This is a genomic window from Bradyrhizobium sp. USDA 3650 (assembly GCF_054057395.1).
In genome coordinates this window covers 3,277,792-3,296,599 of sequence record NZ_JBSRZG010000001.1, presented here as the reverse complement: position 1 = coordinate 3,296,599, position 18,808 = coordinate 3,277,792, and the positions used below count along the sequence as shown (strand labels likewise).

19 protein-coding genes and 2 pseudogenes are annotated in these 18,808 nt (G+C 60.4%); 15 read left to right on the top strand and 6 right to left on the bottom strand.

Going from position 1 to position 18,808, the window contains the following annotated elements:
• Positions 1-12 precede the first annotated feature (12 nt).
• The 11 genes and pseudogenes from ACVIN2_RS15315 to ACVIN2_RS15265 form a co-directional block, all read left to right on the top strand.
• Positions 13-258 (top strand): acetyl-CoA carboxylase, encoded by a 246-nt coding sequence (locus tag ACVIN2_RS15315; RefSeq protein ID WP_410706211.1) that lies wholly within the window; start codon positions 13-15, stop codon positions 256-258.
• Between the two features lie 6 nt (positions 259-264).
• Entirely contained in the window at positions 265-1,635 is a 1,371-nt protein-coding gene (locus ACVIN2_RS15310) for an acetyl-CoA carboxylase biotin carboxylase subunit (protein WP_456766211.1), read from the top strand.
• A gap of 154 nt (positions 1,636-1,789) precedes the next feature.
• Positions 1,790-3,247 carry an NAD-dependent succinate-semialdehyde dehydrogenase gene (locus ACVIN2_RS15305; protein ID WP_456766210.1) on the top strand — a complete coding sequence of 486 codons (1,458 nt, stop codon included), beginning with the start codon at positions 1,790-1,792 and terminating at the stop codon, positions 3,245-3,247.
• A 107-nt stretch (positions 3,248-3,354) separates the two neighbouring features.
• Positions 3,355-3,532: pseudogene (locus ACVIN2_RS15300) on the top strand (pantoate--beta-alanine ligase); the annotation flags it as partial.
• A 24-nt stretch (positions 3,533-3,556) separates the two neighbouring features.
• Positions 3,557-4,327, top strand: coding sequence for an energy-coupling factor ABC transporter ATP-binding protein (locus ACVIN2_RS15295; RefSeq protein ID WP_456766209.1), 771 nt, complete (start codon positions 3,557-3,559; stop codon positions 4,325-4,327).
• Positions 4,324-4,950: an energy-coupling factor transporter transmembrane component T family protein gene (locus tag ACVIN2_RS15290; RefSeq protein ID WP_456766208.1), complete on the top strand. Its 627-nt coding sequence runs from the start codon at positions 4,324-4,326 to the stop codon at positions 4,948-4,950. The genes ACVIN2_RS15295 and ACVIN2_RS15290 overlap by 4 nt, the downstream gene beginning before the upstream one ends.
• An 11-nt stretch (positions 4,951-4,961) precedes the next feature.
• Positions 4,962-5,516, top strand: a complete 555-nt coding sequence (locus tag ACVIN2_RS15285) for a biotin transporter BioY (RefSeq protein ID WP_456766207.1) — start codon at positions 4,962-4,964, stop codon at positions 5,514-5,516.
• Positions 5,513-7,021 (top strand): AMP-binding protein, encoded by a 1,509-nt coding sequence (locus ACVIN2_RS15280; RefSeq protein WP_456766206.1) that lies wholly within the window; start codon positions 5,513-5,515, stop codon positions 7,019-7,021. The genes ACVIN2_RS15285 and ACVIN2_RS15280 overlap by 4 nt, the downstream gene beginning before the upstream one ends.
• Positions 7,018-8,145, top strand: coding sequence for a thiolase family protein (locus ACVIN2_RS15275; RefSeq protein WP_456766205.1), 1,128 nt, complete (start codon positions 7,018-7,020; stop codon positions 8,143-8,145). Before ACVIN2_RS15280 ends, ACVIN2_RS15275 begins: the two co-directional genes overlap by 4 nt.
• Before the next feature lie 16 nt (positions 8,146-8,161).
• On the top strand, positions 8,162-8,659 hold the full coding sequence (locus tag ACVIN2_RS15270) for a MaoC/PaaZ C-terminal domain-containing protein (protein ID WP_456766204.1): 498 nt from the start codon (positions 8,162-8,164) through the stop codon (positions 8,657-8,659).
• Positions 8,660-8,720: 61 nt separating this feature from the next.
• Positions 8,721-8,906, top strand: a pseudogene (locus tag ACVIN2_RS15265) (nitrilotriacetate monooxygenase); the annotation flags it as partial.
• 189 nt (positions 8,907-9,095) lie between these two features.
• Here the strand turns inward: ACVIN2_RS15265 and ACVIN2_RS15260 are convergent.
• From ACVIN2_RS15260 to ACVIN2_RS15240, 5 genes are all read right to left on the bottom strand, one after another.
• Positions 9,096-9,401: a hypothetical protein gene (locus ACVIN2_RS15260; protein ID WP_317245325.1), complete on the bottom strand. Its 306-nt coding sequence runs from the start codon at positions 9,399-9,401 to the stop codon at positions 9,096-9,098.
• A 296-nt stretch (positions 9,402-9,697) separates the two neighbouring features.
• Complete coding sequence (locus tag ACVIN2_RS15255) at positions 9,698-9,907, bottom strand: hypothetical protein (RefSeq protein WP_317245324.1); 210 nt, start codon at positions 9,905-9,907, stop codon at positions 9,698-9,700.
• 1,272 nt (positions 9,908-11,179) lie between these two features.
• Entirely contained in the window at positions 11,180-12,481 is a 1,302-nt protein-coding gene (locus ACVIN2_RS15250) for a DUF2235 domain-containing protein (protein WP_456766203.1), read from the bottom strand.
• A gap of 33 nt (positions 12,482-12,514) precedes the next feature.
• Positions 12,515-12,745: a hypothetical protein gene (locus ACVIN2_RS15245; protein WP_456766202.1), complete on the bottom strand. Its 231-nt coding sequence runs from the start codon at positions 12,743-12,745 to the stop codon at positions 12,515-12,517.
• Between the two features lie 876 nt (positions 12,746-13,621).
• Positions 13,622-14,422 (bottom strand): esterase/lipase family protein, encoded by an 801-nt coding sequence (locus ACVIN2_RS15240; RefSeq protein WP_456766201.1) that lies wholly within the window; start codon positions 14,420-14,422, stop codon positions 13,622-13,624.
• 644 nt (positions 14,423-15,066) lie between these two features.
• Between ACVIN2_RS15240 and ACVIN2_RS15235 the strand changes: the two genes are divergently transcribed.
• The 3 genes from ACVIN2_RS15235 (at position 15,067) to ACVIN2_RS15225 (ending at position 17,956) form a co-directional block, all read left to right on the top strand.
• A complete protein-coding gene (locus tag ACVIN2_RS15235) occupies positions 15,067-16,392 on the top strand; it encodes a hypothetical protein (protein ID WP_456766200.1) in 1,326 nt (441 codons plus the stop codon).
• 69 nt (positions 16,393-16,461) lie between these two features.
• Positions 16,462-17,526, top strand: coding sequence for a helix-turn-helix domain-containing protein (locus ACVIN2_RS15230; protein WP_456766199.1), 1,065 nt, complete (start codon positions 16,462-16,464; stop codon positions 17,524-17,526).
• Positions 17,516-17,956 carry a hypothetical protein gene (locus ACVIN2_RS15225; RefSeq protein WP_456766198.1) on the top strand — a complete coding sequence of 147 codons (441 nt, stop codon included), beginning with the start codon at positions 17,516-17,518 and terminating at the stop codon, positions 17,954-17,956. Before ACVIN2_RS15230 ends, ACVIN2_RS15225 begins: the two co-directional genes overlap by 11 nt.
• 89 nt (positions 17,957-18,045) lie before the next feature.
• On the opposite strand, the gene ACVIN2_RS15220 is transcribed toward ACVIN2_RS15225, so the two are convergent.
• Positions 18,046-18,285 carry a hypothetical protein gene (locus tag ACVIN2_RS15220; protein WP_456766197.1) on the bottom strand — a complete coding sequence of 80 codons (240 nt, stop codon included), beginning with the start codon at positions 18,283-18,285 and terminating at the stop codon, positions 18,046-18,048.
• 147 nt (positions 18,286-18,432) lie between these two features.
• Between ACVIN2_RS15220 and ACVIN2_RS15215 the strand changes: the two genes are divergently transcribed.
• Positions 18,433-18,633: a hypothetical protein gene (locus ACVIN2_RS15215; protein ID WP_456766196.1), complete on the top strand. Its 201-nt coding sequence runs from the start codon at positions 18,433-18,435 to the stop codon at positions 18,631-18,633.
• Positions 18,634-18,808: the final 175 nt, after the last annotated feature.

Below are 18,808 nucleotides of genomic sequence, written 5' to 3'. Positions count from 1 at the left end.
AGAGAAGAGGAAATGTCCGACATGGTCAAACAAATTTTGGCGCCCCTACCGGGCCTTTTCTATCGCAAATCTTCCCCGGACGACGCTCCGTTCAAGCAAGAAGGTGATCCCGTCGTGGCCGGCGAAACGATCGGGCTAATCGAAGCCATGAAATCCTTCTTCCCCGTTGAGGCGGGAGTTGCCGGCACGCTCGCTCGGTTTCTGGTGCAGGATGGCGAGACCGTCGACGCCGATCAAGCCATTGCAGAATTGGAGTAGGTCGGAATGGCTATCAAGTCGCTCTTCATCGCCAATCGCGGCGAAATTGCCGTGCGAATAAATAAAGCGGCAAAGGCCTTGGGTATTCGGACCATTCAGGCCGCCAGCGAGGCCGACACGGATTCGCTCGCCTGTCGTATGGCCGACGAGGTGGTTGTGATCGGTCCACCGCAAGCCGCAAAGTCTTACCTGGACGTGCAGGCGATCGTTCAGGCAATCAAGGCAAGTGGCTCCGACGCGGTGCATCCGGGCTACGGCTTCCTGTCCGAGAACCCGCGGTTCGTCTCAGCTGTTGAGGCGGCGGGGATCACATTTGTCGGTCCGGACGCGGCAACGATCGCGAAGATGGGCGATAAAGCAATGGCGCGCGCTGAGGCGGTGGCAGCTGGGGTTCCCGTCGTTCCAGGCAGTGAAGGCCGGATCGGTGACCTCGACGATGCGCGCCGACAAGCCGCCCGCATCGGCTATCCTGTAATGATCAAAGCCAGCGCGGGAGGAGGCGGGCGCGGCATCCGTGTCGTGGAGGACGAGGCAAGCCTGGAAAGGCTGGTGCCGCCGGCCATGGCGGAAGCGCGTGCTTCCTTCGGCGATGACGGTTTGTACATGGAGCGGTACATCCAGCATGCGCGTCATATCGAGGTGCAGGTGCTGGGGGACGGCACCGACGTCGTGCATCTGTTCGAGCGGGAATGCTCGCTTCAGCGCAAGCGCCAGAAGGTGTGGGAGGAGGCACCTGCGGCCATGCTTTCGAAAGCGGTCCGCGATGCCCTTTGTGATTCAGCTGTTTCACTGGCAAGGCGGGTGAACTACCGCAATGCCGGTACGCTCGAATACCTCTATGACAGCAAGACTCAGGAATTCTTCTTCATCGAAATGAACACGCGGATCCAGGTGGAACACCCGGTGACGGAGGCAATTACGGGAATTGATGTTGTGCAGGCGCAGCTCAGGATCGCCGGGGGCGAACGATTGTGGTTCGCGCAGCGCGACATCACTCAAACCGGTCACGCGATTGAAGTGCGTATCAACGCCGAGAATCCGGCCAAGATGTTCATGCCATCGCCTGGTTTGGTGACAACATATAGTTCACCGGAAGGCGACAATATCCGCTTCGATACGCTGCTGTTCGAAGGCTATCGGATAGTGCCCTATTACGACTCTCTTGTAGGTAAGCTGATTGTTTGGGCACCCGATCGTCGCGCCGCGATCGTCACCCTGCAGACCGCGTTGAACAGCCTGAAAGTGGAAGGGATCCACACGACAGTGCCACTGCATCGGGCGCTTGCCACGGATATTGAAGTGGGTGAGGGAGCTTTCCACACAGCTTGGCTGGAGAGCTGGATGGCCGCCCGTGAGCTGGAGGCGAGCCGCGCGTAAAGCATTCGAATGCAAGCTTTTTCGGTTTGCGCGACGGATCGAATTCGAAAGCGCGACAGCTCAGAGCATCGGCGGCGTTCCTGGAAAAGACAGACGAACTTCATCACTGCCGCGGTACTTGCGGCCCTCCAATAAGACGACCGGAGTTATGGACATGAAGCATAAAAGCTATGGCAATCTGTTCGTTCAGGCTGCCCTGATTGACGGTAAGTGGGTCGGCGCAGTTACAGGAAACACGATTGCGGTCATGAATCCGGCCACTCGGGAGGCCGTCGGTACCGTCCCAGATATGGCTCGCGCTGAAACGCGGTCTGCGATCGAAGCCGCCGAACGAGCCTTCGGACCGTGGAAGAGGAAAACACATGCCGAGCGCGCGGGCCTGCTGGACTCCTGGCACAGGCTCATGATCGAGAATCTGGAGGATCTCGCGCACCTTCTCACTTTGGAGCAAGGCAAGCCGCTGGACGAAGCACGGAGCGAAATCCGCTACGGTGCCTCCTTTGTGAAATGGTTCGCGGAAGAGGCTCGGCGCATTGGAGGTCATACGATTCCGTCTCCGACAGCCGATCGCCGTATTGTGGTGCTGAAGGAGCCGATCGGGGTTTGCGGCATCATCACTCCGTGGAATTTTCCAAACGCCATGATCACGAGAAAGGTTGCCCCCGCGCTGGCAGCAGGCTGTACTGTCGTCATCAAGCCGTCTGAATTCACTCCCTACTCCGCAATCGCGCTTGGTTTATTGGCGGAGCGAGCCGGAATCCCAGCGGGCGTCGTCAACATTGTCACAGGTATGCCGACGGAAATTGGTAACGAGCTGCTGCAGAACGAGACGGTTCGTAAGATCTCGTTCACCGGATCGACACGCATCGGATCCGTACTGATGCGCGGTGCAGCCGATAGTGTGAAGCGGCTCTCTCTCGAGCTCGGCGGCAATGCACCCTTCATCGTATTCGATGACGCCGATCTCGACGCGGCGGTTGAGGGAGCCATCGTTTCCAAATTTCGCAATGGTGGTCAAACCTGCGTGTGCGCGAACCGCATTCTGGTCCAGGCCGGCATCTATGATGCGTTCGCGGAAAAGTTGAGCGCCCGCGTAGACATGATGACAGTCGGTGACGGCACACAGCCTGGCGTCTCGATCGGTCCAATGATCAACGAAGCGGCCGTGCTCAAGATCAATCGGCATCTTCAAGATGCATTCGCGAAGGGCGCGAAAGTCATCACGAAGCGGCACGTTCTGCCGCCGGGCACGCAATATGTCGCACCTGTCGTCTTGACCAGCGCAACAACGCAGATGCAACTTGCAAGTGAGGAAACCTTCGGTCCGGTCGCACCGCTCTTTCGTTTCGAGACGGAAGATGAAGCAATCGCCATTGCCAATGGAACGCCTTTCGGATTGGCCGCCTATTTTTATACCGAGAGCCTCAAGCGCGCTTGGCGCGTCGGCGAGGCGCTCGAATTCGGCATGATCGGCCTGAACACGGGGCTGATCTCGACGGAAGTCGCACCCTTCGGCGGAGTAAAGCAGTCCGGGCTTGGTCGAGAGGGGGGCCAGGTCGGAATCGAGGAATATCTTGAAATGAAGAGCTTCCATATCGGGGGACTCAACTGAAGCGGCCTCTTCGATGCGTCATTTCTCGGATTTCGATCTGGGCAGCTACATTGCAGTACTCGTGCCGGCGCGGCATCAGATTTCGAAAAACCGACTCGCAATCTCGTGTCGCAATGAGCAGCCGTAACCGGTATCTCAGCGATGAAGACCGAGGGCGGGCCATCGCCATCCGGTCGTGGAGTGCCCGCTGTAAGGCCGCTACGCCGCCCCGCAGCACTGTGCGTGGTGGCCTATGTCGGTTCGACGAGGCTTATCGACAACGTGCTACTTCAGCCAACTCCGTAGGGCGACAGGGGAGAAGGAATCGTCTTGATTGAAGCTGCCCGACGCGAAGCGCCTCCCGCAAGCCGTCTTCACCCTTGCGGGGCGGCTGAAGAGATCATCTTCGAACAAGTGCAGCTTCGGCGCGCGCACCGTCAGGTCCTTGTCATTCCCGGGCTTTGCTTGGCTGAGCGCCGGATCGGCCTGATTGGTGACAATGGTTCGGGCAAGAGCACGATGCTGCGGCTTATGAACGGGTTGCTTCCGCCAACACGTGGCCGCGTCGAGGTGGCGGGGCTCGATACCGTACGGCATCGCAAAGACCTTCCGGCCAAGGTCGGCTTTCTGTTTCAGAACCCCGACCACCAGCTCATCTTCCCCACGGTTGTTGAGGAGGTCGCTTTTGGGCCTGCGGAGCGGGGAAAGCCAGCGCCACAGGCGCGCCAACAGGCGATGGCACTGCTGGAGCGGCACGGCTGCGCGCAGTGGGCGGAACGCAACGTCAATGAGCTATCCGGCGGTCAGAAGCAGCTTGTCTGCATCCTGGCGCTGCTCGCAACGGACCCGTCGATTCTGCTGATGGATGAGCCTTTCGCCAGTCTCGACTTGCCGACACGATTACGGATGTATCGCAGGATAGCGGCACTTCCGCAGCGAGTCGTAATGGCGTCTCATGATTTCGAACTGCTCGCAGAGTTCGATCGCATAATCTGGCTGGATGTGGGCCACATCCGCCTCGATGGCCGACCCGCCGAAGTGCTGCCTGCCTATCGGGCCCATGCAATGATCGTAGGGGCAGGGGAGGCCCACACGTCATGATGACCGACGGCCTCGCGCCACAGACCTGGTTGCACCGCGTACCGGCCGGCGTCAAGCTTGCGGGCCTTGCCCTCCTCAGCGTGTTTCTGCTGCCGATCAGCGACTGGCGAATTCTGGCGGGCGTGTTGGCGATGATTGCTATGGTCTATGCCGGCTTCGGCCGCGTCGGCATGGCACGCCTCAAGTTGCTACGACCATTGCTGCCGCTGCTTGTGGTCGTCGGCGGTGTGCAGGCCGCATCGGGGGGGTGGAATGCTGGCGCCGTCGTCACCATGCGGCTATTGGCGATGCTTCTGCTCGCCGATCTCGTCAGCATGACCACCACGATGAGCGCGCTGATGGATGTGCTGACGCCGGTGCTCCGCTTGCTACGCCCGTTTGGCGTCAATCCGCGCAAGATGGCGCTTGCGGTGGCCCTCGTCCTGCGTTTCGTACCCGTCCTGATGACGCGGTGGCGCGCGCGCGAGGAGGCCTGGAAGGCACGCACGCACCGGCGCATTCCGCCGCGACTGGTGGCCGCTTTCGTCGCCGACATTCTGCAACTTGCCGACCGCGTCGCGGAAGCGCTCGATGCGCGCGGTTTTGACCGGTCCTCCGCCGATCGTCATTCACCCCCCTTGTAGGAGAAAATCCTGTGGAGTCCCGCGCCATCGTTCGTATCGCCCTGCTCGCCGCCGTCATCGCAGCGCTTGGCATGGTGCCCGGCATCGTCTTGCCGATCGCCATGGGGGTGCCGATCACGGCCCAGACGCTCGGCGTCATGCTGGCCGGAATCATCCTCGGGCCTCGCCATGGCGCGCTGGCCGTGCTGCTGTTTCTGTTCGTGGTGCTGCTCGGAGCGCCGCTGCTGTCGGGCGGACGCGGTGGGCTCGGCGTGCTTTTCGGACCGTCCGTTGGCTTCCTGCTGGGCTTTGCTCCCGCGGCCTTTGTATCGGGTCTCGTGATGGCGCGGCTGAAGACCCTGCCGGTGTTCGCGGCGGCGTTCGTTGCCGCGATCACGGGCGGCATCGTGGTGGAATATGCCTGCGGCATCCTCGGCCTGATGGCGATGGCAAGGATGAGTTTAGCGCAGGCCGTGGCTGCAATCGCGGTGTTCGCGCCGGGCGATCTGTTGAAAGCGGTGGCCACCGCCTTCGTAGCGGAGGCATCGCACCGGAGCTATCCGGCTGCAATCGTCAGCCGTTCATGACCATGACCTCCACCATCACTGCAACGCTGTCGCGGCATGCCCGCGAAACGCCGGACCGACCGGCCGTCGTTTGCGACAATCATGCGGTGAGTTGGAAAGACCTCGATCAGGCCGTGAATCGTCTTGCCGGACATTTGGCAAAGGTGGTGCCGGCGGGCCGCGGCGTCGCCTTGCATCTGCCGAACGGGCCGGCACTCGTGCTGCTGTTTCTCGCTGCCTGCCGCGCGGGTCGGGAAGCCCAAATTCTCGATCCGTCCTGGCCGACGGAAACGGCGCGGCTCGCGCTCACGGCGCTGGCGCCGGGGATCGTCGTGAGTGGCGATGCAACATTGGCCAGTGGGACGGGGGTCCTGGCGGTTGTCGATCCTCATGGCCCATTCGAGTCCGTTGCGGATGCCATTGGCGCCAGTCCGTCGTCCGCGGCGATAACCGAGCCCGATTCGCTGACGCCGTTCTATGTCGGCTTCACCTCGGGATCGACTGGAATGCCGAAAGGATATCGCCGCCACCATCAATCGTGGATCGAGAGTTTTCTCGCGGGGGACCACGAGTTCGACATTGGCGCCGGCGACGTCGTCCTCGCGCCGGGAGCTCTGACGCATTCGCTATTTCTCTACGGCCTTGCGCACGGGCTGTATGTCGGGGCGACCGTCATTCTCTGTCGGCAGTTCCGGCCGAATCTCGTCAACCGCCTGATCGCGGTCACCCAGGTCAGCGTGATTTACGGCGTGCCGACCCAGCTCGAAATGATGATCGAGGCCGCCACGCGCGATGGCCTGCCGCCGTTCCCAAACGTGCGGTGGATGCTGTCGTCAGGTGCCAAATGGCAAGGTCGCGCGCTGGCCGAACTGCGACGGCAATTTCCCGCGACGCGCTTTTCCGAGTTCTACGGCGCCTCCGAGCTGAGCTTCGTGACCGTGGCGAAGGACGACGAGGACGTCCCATCGGACTCCGTCGGGCGTCCGTTCCCAGCCGTCAGTCTCACCATTCGCGACCATCTCGGGCGATGCCTTTCACCCGGGGAGACCGGTCAGGTGTTCGTGGCAAGTCCTTTCCTCTTCATGGAGTATGCCTGCGGAAGCGAAACGGTGCTGCCACGTCATGGCGACGCGGTGTCGGTCGGTGACGTCGGCATGCTCGACGAGCGTGGCTTCCTGCGGCTCGCCGGCCGTGCCAGCCGCATGATCATCACGGCCGGCAAGAACGTCCATCCAGAGGAGATCGAGCGTGTACTCGAGGGACATCCCGCCGTGGCCGCGGCGGGGGTTCTTGGCGCCGTCGACGAACGTCGGGGCGAGCGGCTGGTGGCTTTGCTGAGGCTGGGTCCGGATGGGTGCATAGCGTCTTCCGATCTGATTAGCCATGCCCGCCTGAGCCTGCCGCTCTACAAGATCCCGCGCCGGTTTGCCGTGCCACCGCATTGGCCGATGACCTCCTCCGGCAAGACCGATTTCCATGCGCTGCGCCGGCTCTGGGAATCCGGCGCCTGCGAGGTGCTGCGATGAGCGCCGCCTATCTCGTCGCCGCACGCCGGACGGCGGTCGTCCCTCGGGGCGGTGCGTTCAAGGCGGTGGAGGTCGACGAACTCGGCGCGGCGCCAATTCGGGCCGTGCTGGCCGACACCGGCATCGCGGCGGAGGCGATTGACGACGTCATCTTCGGCAACGCGCTGTACGGCGGGGGAAACCCGGCGCGGCTAGCCGCGCTGCGGGCGGGTCTCCCCGATCACGTTCCGGCGCTGACCATCGACACCCAGTGCTGCGGTGGTCTCGACGCGATCATGCTTGCTGCCGAGCGCATCGCGAGCGGAAGTGCGTACGCGGTCATCGCCGGCGGTCTTGAGAGTTTCAGCCGCGCGCCGCTGCGCGCGCGGCGGCCGCATCACGCCGGCGAGGTGCCGCAACCCTATGACCGTCCTCCGTTCGCCCCGTGGCCAGAGCGGGACCCCGACATGATCGTTGCCGCCGCGACGCTGGCTGATAGGCTTGGCATTTCGCGTGCACGGCAAGACGAATTTGCGATCGAAAGCCATCGCAAGGCGCTGCAAAATCCCTCCTTGGCGGCCGAGATCGTGCCGCTCGCCGACCTTTCGCACGATGCCTTTCCCCGCGCCCTGACGGGGGCGACCTGCGCACGCCTTGCGCCGCTTGCGGGCAATGCTGCGTTTGGCGTGACGCGCGCGACGGTGGCAGTCGAAGCCGACGCGGCGGCAGCCCTCCTCGTCGTGTCGGAGACGTTGGTCCGACGCCTCAACGCGAGGCGGCCCTTGCGGATCATATCGGCGACCCGCCGCGGCGGCGACCCGGCCATGCCCGGTACGGCGCCGATTGCGGCGGCTGAGCGCCTCCTTGCAGCGGAACGGATCGCGCCTGCTCGGATTGCCGTGGCCGAGATCATGGAGGCCTTTGCGGCCCAAGTGATTGCCTGTATCGACGGCATCGGGGTGTTGGAGTCTTCGCTCAATCGCTGCGGCGGCGGACTAGCGCGGGGGCATCCGATCGGTGCATCCGGCGCGATCCTAGCCGTACGCCTCTGGCACGAGATGCAATCGGAATCATCCGGTGCGATCGGGCTGGCGGCGATCGCGGCTGCGGGCGGGCTCGGCAGCGCTCTGCTTGCGACAGTTTGAAGAAGGACGGGCCGCGATGATTCAAATGCCACCACGCTCCGAACCACCGACACACGCGGGCGCACTTCGCGTTGCGCGCGCGGTCGATCTTGCAGCCTTTGTGGGCACCGAGCTTGCTCCCGGCCGCTGGCGATCGGTGACGCAGGATGAGGTCGATCGTTTCGTCGCGCTGACGGATGATCGGAACTGGCTTCATTCCGATGCGGAGCGTGCCAGGCGCGAACTGGACGGAGGTACGACGATCGTGCCGGGCCAGTTGCTGCTGGCGCTCGTTCCAGCTCTTTTGCAGGAGGCGTATGTGGTCACCGGTGCCGCGCAAGGCCGAGCGGTGAGCCTCCGTGCGGTTCGGTTTCGCCATCGGGTATGTCCCGGCGCTGTGTTCCGGCTACAGGCGCGATTGACGCTCGTGAAGCACCGGCCGCGTTTCGTGCAAGTCGACGCATCGTGCGACCTCGAGCTGGCCTCCGGACAGCGGGCTCTAACCTCACAGCGCACTGATGTCTTTTTCGACTGAGGCACGCACGCGACCCGAAAAATCAACAGCTTACAGGATGATTTTCGCTTCGGAACGCTGCATGCAGGAGAGGTTCGACGCCGGAGCTTGCGACGGCTTCATGTTGCAGGTGCCATATATTCCAGGCGGCTTGGAGGTGCTGGTCGACGAGTTGGTGCCCGAGCTGCAGCGTCGCGGCTTATTCCGCACGGAGTATGACGGCTCGACCTTGCGGGATTCGCTTCAGCTGGCCCGCCCGGCCGGCTAAGGGGCGCCCTCGGCCGATTCGACGTTCTGCTCTTCAGCATCGTCATGGCCGTTTTCATCCTCATGCTGTTCCCGCTGAGCACTCTTTGGCGCCGGTACGAACGCAAGGAGGCGGCCTAATGACCGCAACATCCACCGATATAGGAAGCTGATTGGCTTCGTGGACTCGGAGATCAAGAGCTACGGCTTGTCAGTGCTTGTGACGGTCCATCTCACTAAGGAGCGCATGGAGAAAGTCGCTGGCATGGTCATAGTGTGCCCTGCCGTTGGTGAGCTGCCGGGTGCAGGGGCCAATTATGTCGCCCACGATCTCCGGCCCGAGCACCTCAGTGCGATCCGACCAAAGCTCAAGCAAATCGTCGGGAATGTCTTGGCTCGAGCCGAACAGCTTCAACAGAGATCGTTCCCCGTCGGGCTCTTTGTCGTGGTGAGCCTTGGCCGCGTAAAAGGCAAACAGCCCACGGAATGCGTCGCGAGTAACAGCGGGCTTCGCCATCACCACTTCCTCGTAATAATTGAATTTCTAATGCGAGGAAGTCTGAAGCTCCCGTTTAGGAAAAGCCAGCAAAAAGTGAGACTACTGCGCTCTGGAAAAGAGACAGCAAAACTCACCAATTCATCAGGGCACCACGCAAAAAGCTACGCCATCAAACGTTGCGTTCGTCATAGCACGCCTGAGGAGCTTTATTCCTCATGCTGGAAGCCATTCTCATATTGCTGACGTCAGGGACCTTTTGCTGATCGCGTTCTGTGGATTGCACAAACACGTCTGAGCTGATTTGCGCCCAGCCGCTACCGATTATCCAGGGCAGCCGGGCGATCTGATTGAAGTTTGTTTCGAAGAGCGTTGGCTAATCTCTCGAGCTCTGATCGCTCTTCGCTCAAGCGCTTTTCGATAAACTTGCGCTCAAATTCGGTCAGGCGGGTTCGCAACAAACGGCGGTATCGTTGGATGTTGTTGTGACAAGCTTGTGTTCGAGCCGATTGCTCTGCTTCCATCATCGGCATCTCACACTGGCCTCTTTCATGCACTTCGAAGGCTCAATGCTGCCCCATGCCTCACCGGATCAGTGGCCTCGCCGCAAACGATCTGGTCACAAACTTGCGCCGCCCGGCTCGAAATACGGCGTCCTAGCGGCGTTTATTTCAGCCGGGCCCCTGAAATCCCCGGCAGAGTGAGCCTAGCAGGCCAACGGTGACGGAGGTGTGAAGCAGTTCACAAAGCGCCGAGACAACGATTAAGGTCCGCTCTCGCGGGTGCTTCAGCTTGATTCAATGCTTCTGACGCGCGCCACGGCTGGGGCCGATCGCGATGTTTGACACAATCCCCGCCAGCGGGGTCCGGCAGGCGGATGCGTCAGGACTCCTCCGTCCCTGGGGCAGCCTTTTTGTTTCGTCGTTTTCCATAGCTATGGTGTACCTTTTTCTCAGAACGTCCAGGTGCCGCTGACATGAAAAAGGCCCCAGGATCTGAGTGGATCCTGCGGCCTGTCCGGGAAAATTGATTGTTTACGGAATGAGCACTTCCAGCCCGGTTACCAGTGATGATTCCAGAACTTGGTTCGGGGGGTGAGTCCAAAAGCAACTGTTCCGAGGCGGAACATGAAGAGCTGTTGCGCAAGTGCAACGTCTTTACGTCACAGGCGAATAGGAACCCAATTTTTCTCGCAACATCGATTCAGAGCCCCGCCGGATGGAGCATGGTCAGGTGGGGAAGCGCAAATCCTTGCATGTTTGAATGTTGATGGTCCACCGGCAACTCAATATATCCGAGCGTCTATCCGTCACCAAGGACGTGTTCGCTAGGACCGACAAGCATATTGAGCAAGGTGACGCGCTCGGCGCCATTAGGCCCGCCGACTTCGAGCGGCGGTCCTATCAGATCAGCGCGCAAAGGCGGCGCCTCGATCTGGTCCCTTGTCACACGATCCGATGCCGGGAATGGTGCCGATGTCCGACCAGAACAAATCGACATGAAGATCATCGATTGAATTTGCGTCGAACAACGGGCGAGCATAAGAAATCGGCGTGTTCCTCGGTGAGGTCTTCGTTGACGAGGAAACGACGCTCGATTGGTTGAGCAATATTACGGAACGGTGTGCGGCACGATCTGATTGCCCGGTGGGCCGCGCGCGCATTGGCCGGCGCGAAGTCGGGCTCGTGGTGTCTGCCACCGCATCGGCCACTTTCGACTGAACGCGCCGAATCATACGTCTGCGGCGCGGGTTAAAGCGTGCAGGTTGCTCCCTCACTCATCGCGAGCCCACGCGCACCTCACCCCGCTCCCACCTTGACCTCCGTGAGCGGCCCCACCGGCATCGGCATTGTCACATAATCCTTCGGCAGATTCACCGGGCGATATTTCGGCTCCACCGCCATCCGCTTCAGCACGCTCTCATGCACATGCGCGCCTTCGGGAATGAATCGGGGTTCGCAATCGGGGATGTAGAAGCCGAGCACCACCTTCCGGTCCGGCCATTCCTTGTAGCTCGCGCTCTTCGGCAGAAATTCCAGCACGCGCCAGGCCGCACTCATGGAATCGTGCAGCTCGCCCGTCTTGCCGGTGAAGGCGGGCGCGACATAACTGAACGGGCTGTTCTTGCGCTTGATGCCCCAGGCGAGCTGATTCACCGTGCGCGGGTTGAAATTGAGGCCGGCCTTGGTCGCCTCCTCGATCATCCAGAGCAGCGGATATTTCGAGTCCCCGCTCTCGGCCTCCGGATAGCCGCCCCCGACGTCGCAATGCACGCCGGCGAACCACACCTGGAGAATGTCCTGCGGCACCTTTTTTTCGTCAGGCACGTAGCGGTGGCTCCAGAACTCCTGCGGCTCCTCATACGCTTTCAGGCGGAACATGCAGCGCCGCTCGTCGATCGCGATCGCCTGCCGGAAGATGTTGACGCTGGGATTGCGCAGCGTGAAGGCGAGCTCCTCCAGGCTGAACAGATAAAAGAGATTGTCACGCCGCGGCACGATCAGGCTCGCCACCGTGTCCCAGACGCCGATGAAATGGATGGTCGGCCAGCGCGTCGAGGTGATGCGCGCGAATTGCGCGGCGAGGTCGAACTGGTCCTTCGGCAGCGGCCCGTCGGCGTCGATGGCGATATCCTTGAGGTCTTCGATGTCGTTGCCGCGCCCGGTGCCGGAATATTGCTTGTAGGCGACGAGGCCGGAGCCGGCGAGGTTGACCTGCTCCGGCGAGATCAGCCCGATCTTGTGGATCAGCCCCGCCAGCACCCGCACGCAGTAGGCGCCGCGCGAGAAGCCGAACAGATATATTTTGTCGCCCGGTTTGTAATGCTCGACCAGGAAGCGGTAGGCGGAGAGCACATTCTCATCGAGCCCGAAGCCGGTGGCGAGCCCCAGCACCAAATTGACGTCGGCCTTCCAGCGATTCCATGTCGACGGCTCCGTCACGGTGCCGACGCCGGGATCGTAGAACACCTTCTGCGTCGGGTGGGTGTTGTCCGTCTTGCGCAGGCAGCGATAGACCTTGAGGACGTTGGAAATGTTCTCGGAGATCTCGTTGCCGGTGCCGTCACAGCAGATAACGAGGTTGTTGCCGTAACCGTTCATGTCGCCTCACGGACAGCTTTCGCGCCAGAACCGCTATTTGCCGCCATCGTGCTTCTTCCAGACGTCGCGAGCGATGCCGATCGAGTCGATCTTGTCATTGAACACGCGATAGTACACGTCCTCGCCTTCCTCGAGATCCTGGAAGCCCTGATCGCCGCCTTTGACGGAGCCGGCTGTGAAAATGATCCGCTCCCCATTTTCCTTCTTGATGACCCCAATACCCAGCTGACGGTAGATCGCCTCGACGGTGCCATATCCGTTCATGAGGCTTCTCCTGCATGTTCCGGCGACGAGAGCGTTGCTTGATTGTGATCCCTCAGCCGCCAGCGGACGTCCATCCCGGAACCGGGCAGCATGATCTCCTCATGGGAGAAATGCGCCTTGCGGCCCTCGAGAACCTGCTCCAGCCGTCGCTCGACCTTGCCGTCCGGAACGAGCCTGTGACCCAGCACGAAATACTCGAAGTCTCCTTTCACCACCACGTCGACTTTAGCCTTGTGCACAATCCAGGGAGCCGAGAAGGTAAAGTGGGGGAGTGACGACGGCACGACGGAATCGTATCGCATTCTCAGCGTCACCATAGTGCCGATCTTGGCCGCGAGCCCTGCGGGAAGACGGAATCTCCGCAGCAGCCAGGGGGCTGATGTCCTGGTGGTCGTCGGCCAATTGAACTCGTCTCCTTGCAGCACGACGTTATCGATGCTGATTGAAAGCCGGGGAAAGAACGTCGACCAGACCGCCTCATCGTCCTCATTCCTGAGGGTGGAGTCGATGGATTGCCGGAGCGCAGTCTGCTCGGCTTGCGGCAGCAGATCCAGTCCGACCTGGTGAATGTAGACCGGCGCCGGCTGGCGGGCCCAGAGCTCGGCGGAGGCGGCAAACGAGATGCCGAAGTCGATGAAGTCGCTGCCGAGGATGAAGCGGTATTCGCAGATCGTGGTACACGTTCCGTAGGCTGCCAGCGCACCGCTCCTCCGCGTGCTCTTGCGCAAATCGATCTCCGTGAAGAACACGAGATCCTTACTGACGCGGCCAAATCGACTGGCCCAGGTGTCCTGGCTTGCCCTCCAGACACGATCCAGCACGTCGGGGTCCGTTCGGCGCGCGATCTGCAGAAAGCTCTTGGCCTCCAAGTATCGCCTATCGTTGGCGGCCGCAGGCTTGACCAGTTGGATGTGATCGAATTGCAGGGGCTTCCAATCGATCGCACCATAGACCCCCTTGCCCGAGGCCTCGCTCACCGCGATATCGTTGTTGCCGGTCACGACGCGAACGGCGAAGCCACATGCGCTGGTCGCCGGCCTCTTCGTGACCGCCATTGACGACCCGCAGCGCCCACTGATCGAAAAGGCGCGTGAGAAACTCGCTCCCGGTCTCAAGGTCCACGAACTGTTGCTGGCTTTTCCGGAACAGGTCAATGGCATGACTGATGACCGGAATCTTCATGCCGACTCCATAACCAACCAGCCTTGCGACCTTGAGGAGATCGCTGCCTGTGGTCGGCGTTCCGTATAACAGGAGCCCGCTGATCGGAGGAGGCCCGTCCGGGCGCTGCAGCCTGTCAATGATATATTGCATGCACACCAGACCACCCATGCTGTGCGCAATGAAGACGATGCTGTCGTAGTGCCTTGGCAGGCTCGACACCGCGCTGGCGAGGTCCTTGGCGGCGTGGTCGATCGGCGGCCCGCGGTATTTTTTGGTGTAATATCCGAAGGCATAGACGTCGTAGTCCTGTAGCGCGACATCGGCGAGGATGAGCTCGACAAAGCCGGCCTTGAGCTCCTTGCTTTGCCACGTCTTGACGATATCGCCGGTCACGCCATGGACGAATATAACGCATCGTGTATTGTTGTCGTGCCCTACGCGTGGGTACCAGATGAGCTGATCCTGCACGATATGGGTGCCGATGATCTCGGCAGGCTTTGTCTCAAGGGGCATGATCACAACCCTTTTCTGTACAAGGCGGCCGACCCAGGTTGTCGGCGACAGTATGCTCGCTATAACTTTAGATTATATCAATCCTAGATAGCATACCTGTTTGGAGATGTCAGCACGACGGGGCGGCCATAATGGATGAGCACCTGAGCTGCGCGTGTTGTGACTGCGTCGGCGTAGCGGTGCTGGCATGATGGGCACAAATCTCCACGGCTGCGGTTTTTGTTGCGCAGCAGCTTATACCTTTCAGCTGAATTGCGGCGGGCCGGGCACCCCCGCCCGGGCTGGCTTGGATACACGGGACATTTGATGCGATCGATAAGCTTGCTCGAGCAGCGCTCCTCGTCGAGTTGGCGCATGCGAAACCTAGGGAAGACCTTAAGGTCGGCTTGTTATCTGCCTCGCCTAGACGGCGCAAACGGACCTGGGGCGGCGAATCGCGTCGGTTCGCCGCGAGCACTCAGCTCGCGCCACTGGTGCTCAGCAGCTCATTTCCGCCGACGGTGATTCAATGCGCGGTCGCCGTGTCGTCTTGCCGCGTTCAAAGCTTTGACCGGCTCGAATTACGATCGTTAGCGGTTGCGATTTGAGAGTGAAGCCACTAACAGTCGTATCGTATATTTGTCGTTTGATTCAGGTCACGCACGGTGGCGCTTAGCCAAGACTCCAAGGATAGTGTTGAATTCGGTGCATGGAAGGAGCGTGCACGCGCGCTTGCGACAACGCATGCCACCGTTAACGATTTCAGCGCCGAGAACCTTCGGCGCGTTCTTGTCCAACTGAATGGACTGTTTCTGAGTTCGACGGGGCCCATCCTCAAGGCTTATCGTGCCATGGCTGACGGAAGGATCGCGGGCCGGGAGAGGAAATTCTCGGATGCCCTCGCGACGGGATCGATCGCTTGGACGCTGCCCGACGGGCTGGAAGAGATCGCGGAGACGATCGGTGGTTTGATCCGAGCGGTCGATTGGACACTGGGCCAGTACCGCTCTCAATGGCCGAAGGAGCCGTCGCAATGGATCGTGGATAACTGTTACGTCATCCCGCGAGACAGCGTAAGCACGGCGAGGTCGCTATCGCAAACGCAACCATATCAGCGGCGTGGCTTGGTCTTTCATCGCATCATTCCCAAGGAGATCGATGGGTACGCCGTTGAGGTTTTCAATGGCCGAACCCTACATTTTTCTGCGGCGGATAAAAGCAACTGGAAGATGGGCGCGTGCCTTTTCGAGGAGTTGAAGCTCGATACAGACGTCTCCGAACATCTCGGAGAGAAACGCTTTGTCGTAAAGGGCGCGAATTCTCCCTATGCGGATGCGGTCGTCGAAGAGCAGATCACGAAGTGTTTGGACGAAGAGTGCGTTGCCGTGGTCTGGCCTGAACTGGCTGTACCTCCAAAGCTACGCGCTCGGATTAAGGCTCTTCTTCAAGATCGTGACGTGGCTGATGATCGGTTGCCCCCCGAAGTCGTAGTTGCGGGGACCTGGCACGAAGCTACGAAAGAGGGGGTCGTCAATCGCGCGCTCGTTTTCGACGGCTACGGGATCGAGCGGCTGGTTTACGATAAGATTGCTCCCTTCTCGGGTGGGGGCTGGGGCAAGGAAGACATCACGCCGGGTACCAAGTTGTGCGTTCTCGCAACGGAGGCCGCAATTATCGGCTTCGCGATCTGTTTGGACTTCTGCGACGCAGATGCCGAGACGAACCCGTTCACCAAAATGGATATCGACCTGATGCTCATTCCCTCGATGGGCAACGATCAAACCATGGAGGGACATCAGACGACTGCCGCCCAAATGGGAGTGAAGTTCGGCACGCGAACCTTCGTCGTTCAGCACATGACGGACACCGAGTTTGAAGACGGCCGCATAGGTGCTATATTACCTATGCCTAAGCGCCCCAATAAGGTTCCCGTGGAGCAACTGGGTCAAAAAACCGTTTGGAAGTCTTATCGCTGGCCTCAGGCCACCTAGATTCGAGAGGCAAAATCACGGTAAAGCGTACTAAAGCGTTATTAACCGTTATGATGTATGGACATGGTCATGGATGCCGCGCTCGAAAAAATCGAACTAGGCGACGCTTCGGCTTCGGAAGCTAGGCTTGCCGTGTCTGCGCTCCTGAAGGAGGGGTCCGAGACAAGTTACGCACGCCTGTATTCTGCGCTTGGCGCTTGGCTCTGGAAGGCGCTTGACGGAAGGCGCCGCGACGACGAGTTGCGTCAGTGGTTTGATATCTTTCGCCGTACGAGCGCCGCCCTCTTGACGAAGAACGCGGCCTATGCCGAGCGTTTGCGAGCGTTCTACGATCTATTGGAGATGTCGATTGCGACATCCAAAGTCGCGAACGTCAGCGAAATTCTCAGTCGGCAACACGTCCTAGCGATACTAAGGTTTCTTCGCTCCGCTGACGGGAAGCCTCTGGAAAAGGCCGCTATCGCTCGAAAACTCGGGCTCAAGCCGGCCAATCTGAGCCGGATACTGCACATGATGGCGAATGCCCGTCTTGTGGAGCGAACGACTTATGGGAAAGAAGCTCATTTTTGCGTGACGCGAGATGGCGCGATTGCGCTTTCAAAAAAGGAAGCTTCTGCCGCGCGTCCTGCGCGACCCATTAACGCTGCGCAACCCGCTCGCGCTGTGCAATCCCCGCGCGCCGTGCAGCCAGCTCGTCCGGCGCTGTTCGGCCGTCATGTGCAGCCTCTTCTCCCGCATGCACCGGCCCAGATCGCTGCGGACGCCGGAGAACTGTATCTCAACATTCTCAGAAAGGCAGTTCATGATCCGGTATTGAAGTCAGATTATGATCACCTGGTGCAGATCGGAGGCTTCCCGTTCAATAGACCTCCCCGACTAAACATGTTTGACGTGCTGCAAATGCTGGCAAATCATGAGCCGCCGACGATGGCGCCACCCGCGCCCGTGCCGGCGCAAGCGCATCATGTAAAGGTAGTAGGAAAGCGCTCCTATCGAGGTGCCCAGGTGGTGACGGCAAATGAAAAGAAGTCGGAAGCGCAAAGAACGCACATGCTCGTCGAGCCGGTGCAGCCAAAAGTGTCGCATTTTATAATGCACGCCTACAACGAGGAAAGCGAAAATCATGTCGACTGAGGATCAGTCTGCTCTAACGCCGACCGAAGGCCTCACCGAGGAAACGCTCGTTCTCTATAGCCAATCGGTAGTCGATCGTGTCATCTATGTTCCCTCTACCTACACCACATTGCTCACTTGCATGGGCAAAGTAAGTCAGGACGCGCCCGATGTGCTTGTCCCTTTGGTAGACGTGAGGCTAAATGGTCCGCTTGCGGAAGATGCAGCAGTTTCAAGCCCACTATTCTATCAATTGATGACGCTTGAGAACCTGACCTTTGTCCTGGAAGACATGACAAGCGACTTGGTCAAGGTTTGTCAGCATTTGGGCGCTGCCAGTTCTGGACGAGCCAAGCCGGATGTCGGTCAGCTTTCTTCCATGAGGTCCTATCTCTCTCAAGCAAAGGCCAATCTGGAAAAGTGCCTTTCTGAGCTGGAGCCGATCGCGTAGTCGCTAAAGACGGCTCGTGAACCGTCGCTCCGGACGCAAAGTCTGAGGAGCAGCAAGTCGTAGGCTACTTCCTTGCTAGACAATGAGGATTAATCAGCGGGCTTCTGCGCGACAGGATACTCGATCTGATGGATCACGCACATTTTGCGCGACCTCCGAGGAAGAGCCCTGCGGCTTCCGCCCACTTCCGGGCGGCGGAATCGCAGCGGATCGCCCTCGCAGACCAGGCAGACGTAGCGCGACCGGCCGGGCCCGACGTCGTCGAGCACGGCCGTCATCGGCTTACCGCACTTCGGGCACAGCTTCCGGCTGAGGTAGAGCCGAGTCATGTTTTTTGCCTGCTGGGAGCAGCTTAGTTCCCCTCGTGCCGCGAGCCCAAGTAAGTCGCCGAAAATTGTTCTCATGTACCAGGCCGCTTGACGCGGAGCGCGTCTCACGTTGAAATCCGATTTTCAGTGATGTTGCGGGGTGGCGTCGTGGAAGAATTTTATAGGGGCTTCGCACAGCGGGCGCGCGATCTGGCGGAAAACGCGGACCCATTCACCAAGCGGCGGCTACTCGACCTGGCCCAGCGATACGATCTCAAGAGCAGACCGGGAGCCCCGGGCGGTCGGACTCTCCCGCCGTCGCGCGCGGCGCCACCGACGGTGCTGTTTTCCGGCTCGGGCGAAGCTTAAGAGTAGTCGGATCGCGGCCCGGTCGTCGATTTTCTATGTTTTCATCGACCGGTCCGGGTGTCGGCCGCGCGCGGTCGCGGTGCTCGCGTTGGTACAAGCTGGCTTTACGGCACTGAACCGCGCTGACTGCGGCATGAGGAGTCATCGCGTACGCCGCCGGATCTCGTCAGCGACC

Bases quoted from the DNA above. Each gene is read 5' to 3' on its own strand.
- ACVIN2_RS15305 (WP_456766210.1), top strand. From the start codon at position 1,790: ATGAAGCATAAAAGCTATGGCAATCTGTTCGTTCAGGCTGCCCTGATT.
- ACVIN2_RS15260 (WP_317245325.1), bottom strand. From the start codon at position 9,401: ATGGCGAAGCCCGCTGTTACTCGCGACGCATTCCGTGGGCTGTTTGCC.
- ACVIN2_RS15240 (WP_456766201.1), bottom strand. From the start codon at position 14,422: ATGCCCCTTGAGACAAAGCCTGCCGAGATCATCGGCACCCATATCGTG.
- ACVIN2_RS15250 (WP_456766203.1), bottom strand. From the start codon at position 12,481: ATGAACGGTTACGGCAACAACCTCGTTATCTGCTGTGACGGCACCGGC.
- ACVIN2_RS15315 (WP_410706211.1), top strand. From the start codon at position 13: ATGTCCGACATGGTCAAACAAATTTTGGCGCCCCTACCGGGCCTTTTC.
- ACVIN2_RS15220 (WP_456766197.1), bottom strand. From the start codon at position 18,285: ATGACTCGGCTCTACCTCAGCCGGAAGCTGTGCCCGAAGTGCGGTAAG.
- ACVIN2_RS15275 (WP_456766205.1), top strand. From the start codon at position 7,018: ATGAGCGCCGCCTATCTCGTCGCCGCACGCCGGACGGCGGTCGTCCCT.
- ACVIN2_RS15280 (WP_456766206.1), top strand. From the start codon at position 5,513: ATGACCATGACCTCCACCATCACTGCAACGCTGTCGCGGCATGCCCGC.
- ACVIN2_RS15230 (WP_456766199.1), top strand. From the start codon at position 16,462: ATGGATGCCGCGCTCGAAAAAATCGAACTAGGCGACGCTTCGGCTTCG.
- ACVIN2_RS15310 (WP_456766211.1), top strand. From the start codon at position 265: ATGGCTATCAAGTCGCTCTTCATCGCCAATCGCGGCGAAATTGCCGTG.
- ACVIN2_RS15225 (WP_456766198.1), top strand. From the start codon at position 17,516: ATGTCGACTGAGGATCAGTCTGCTCTAACGCCGACCGAAGGCCTCACC.
- ACVIN2_RS15255 (WP_317245324.1), bottom strand. From the start codon at position 9,907: ATGATGGAAGCAGAGCAATCGGCTCGAACACAAGCTTGTCACAACAAC.
- ACVIN2_RS15245 (WP_456766202.1), bottom strand. From the start codon at position 12,745: ATGAACGGATATGGCACCGTCGAGGCGATCTACCGTCAGCTGGGTATT.
- ACVIN2_RS15290 (WP_456766208.1), top strand. From the start codon at position 4,324: ATGATGACCGACGGCCTCGCGCCACAGACCTGGTTGCACCGCGTACCG.
- ACVIN2_RS15270 (WP_456766204.1), top strand. From the start codon at position 8,162: ATGATTCAAATGCCACCACGCTCCGAACCACCGACACACGCGGGCGCA.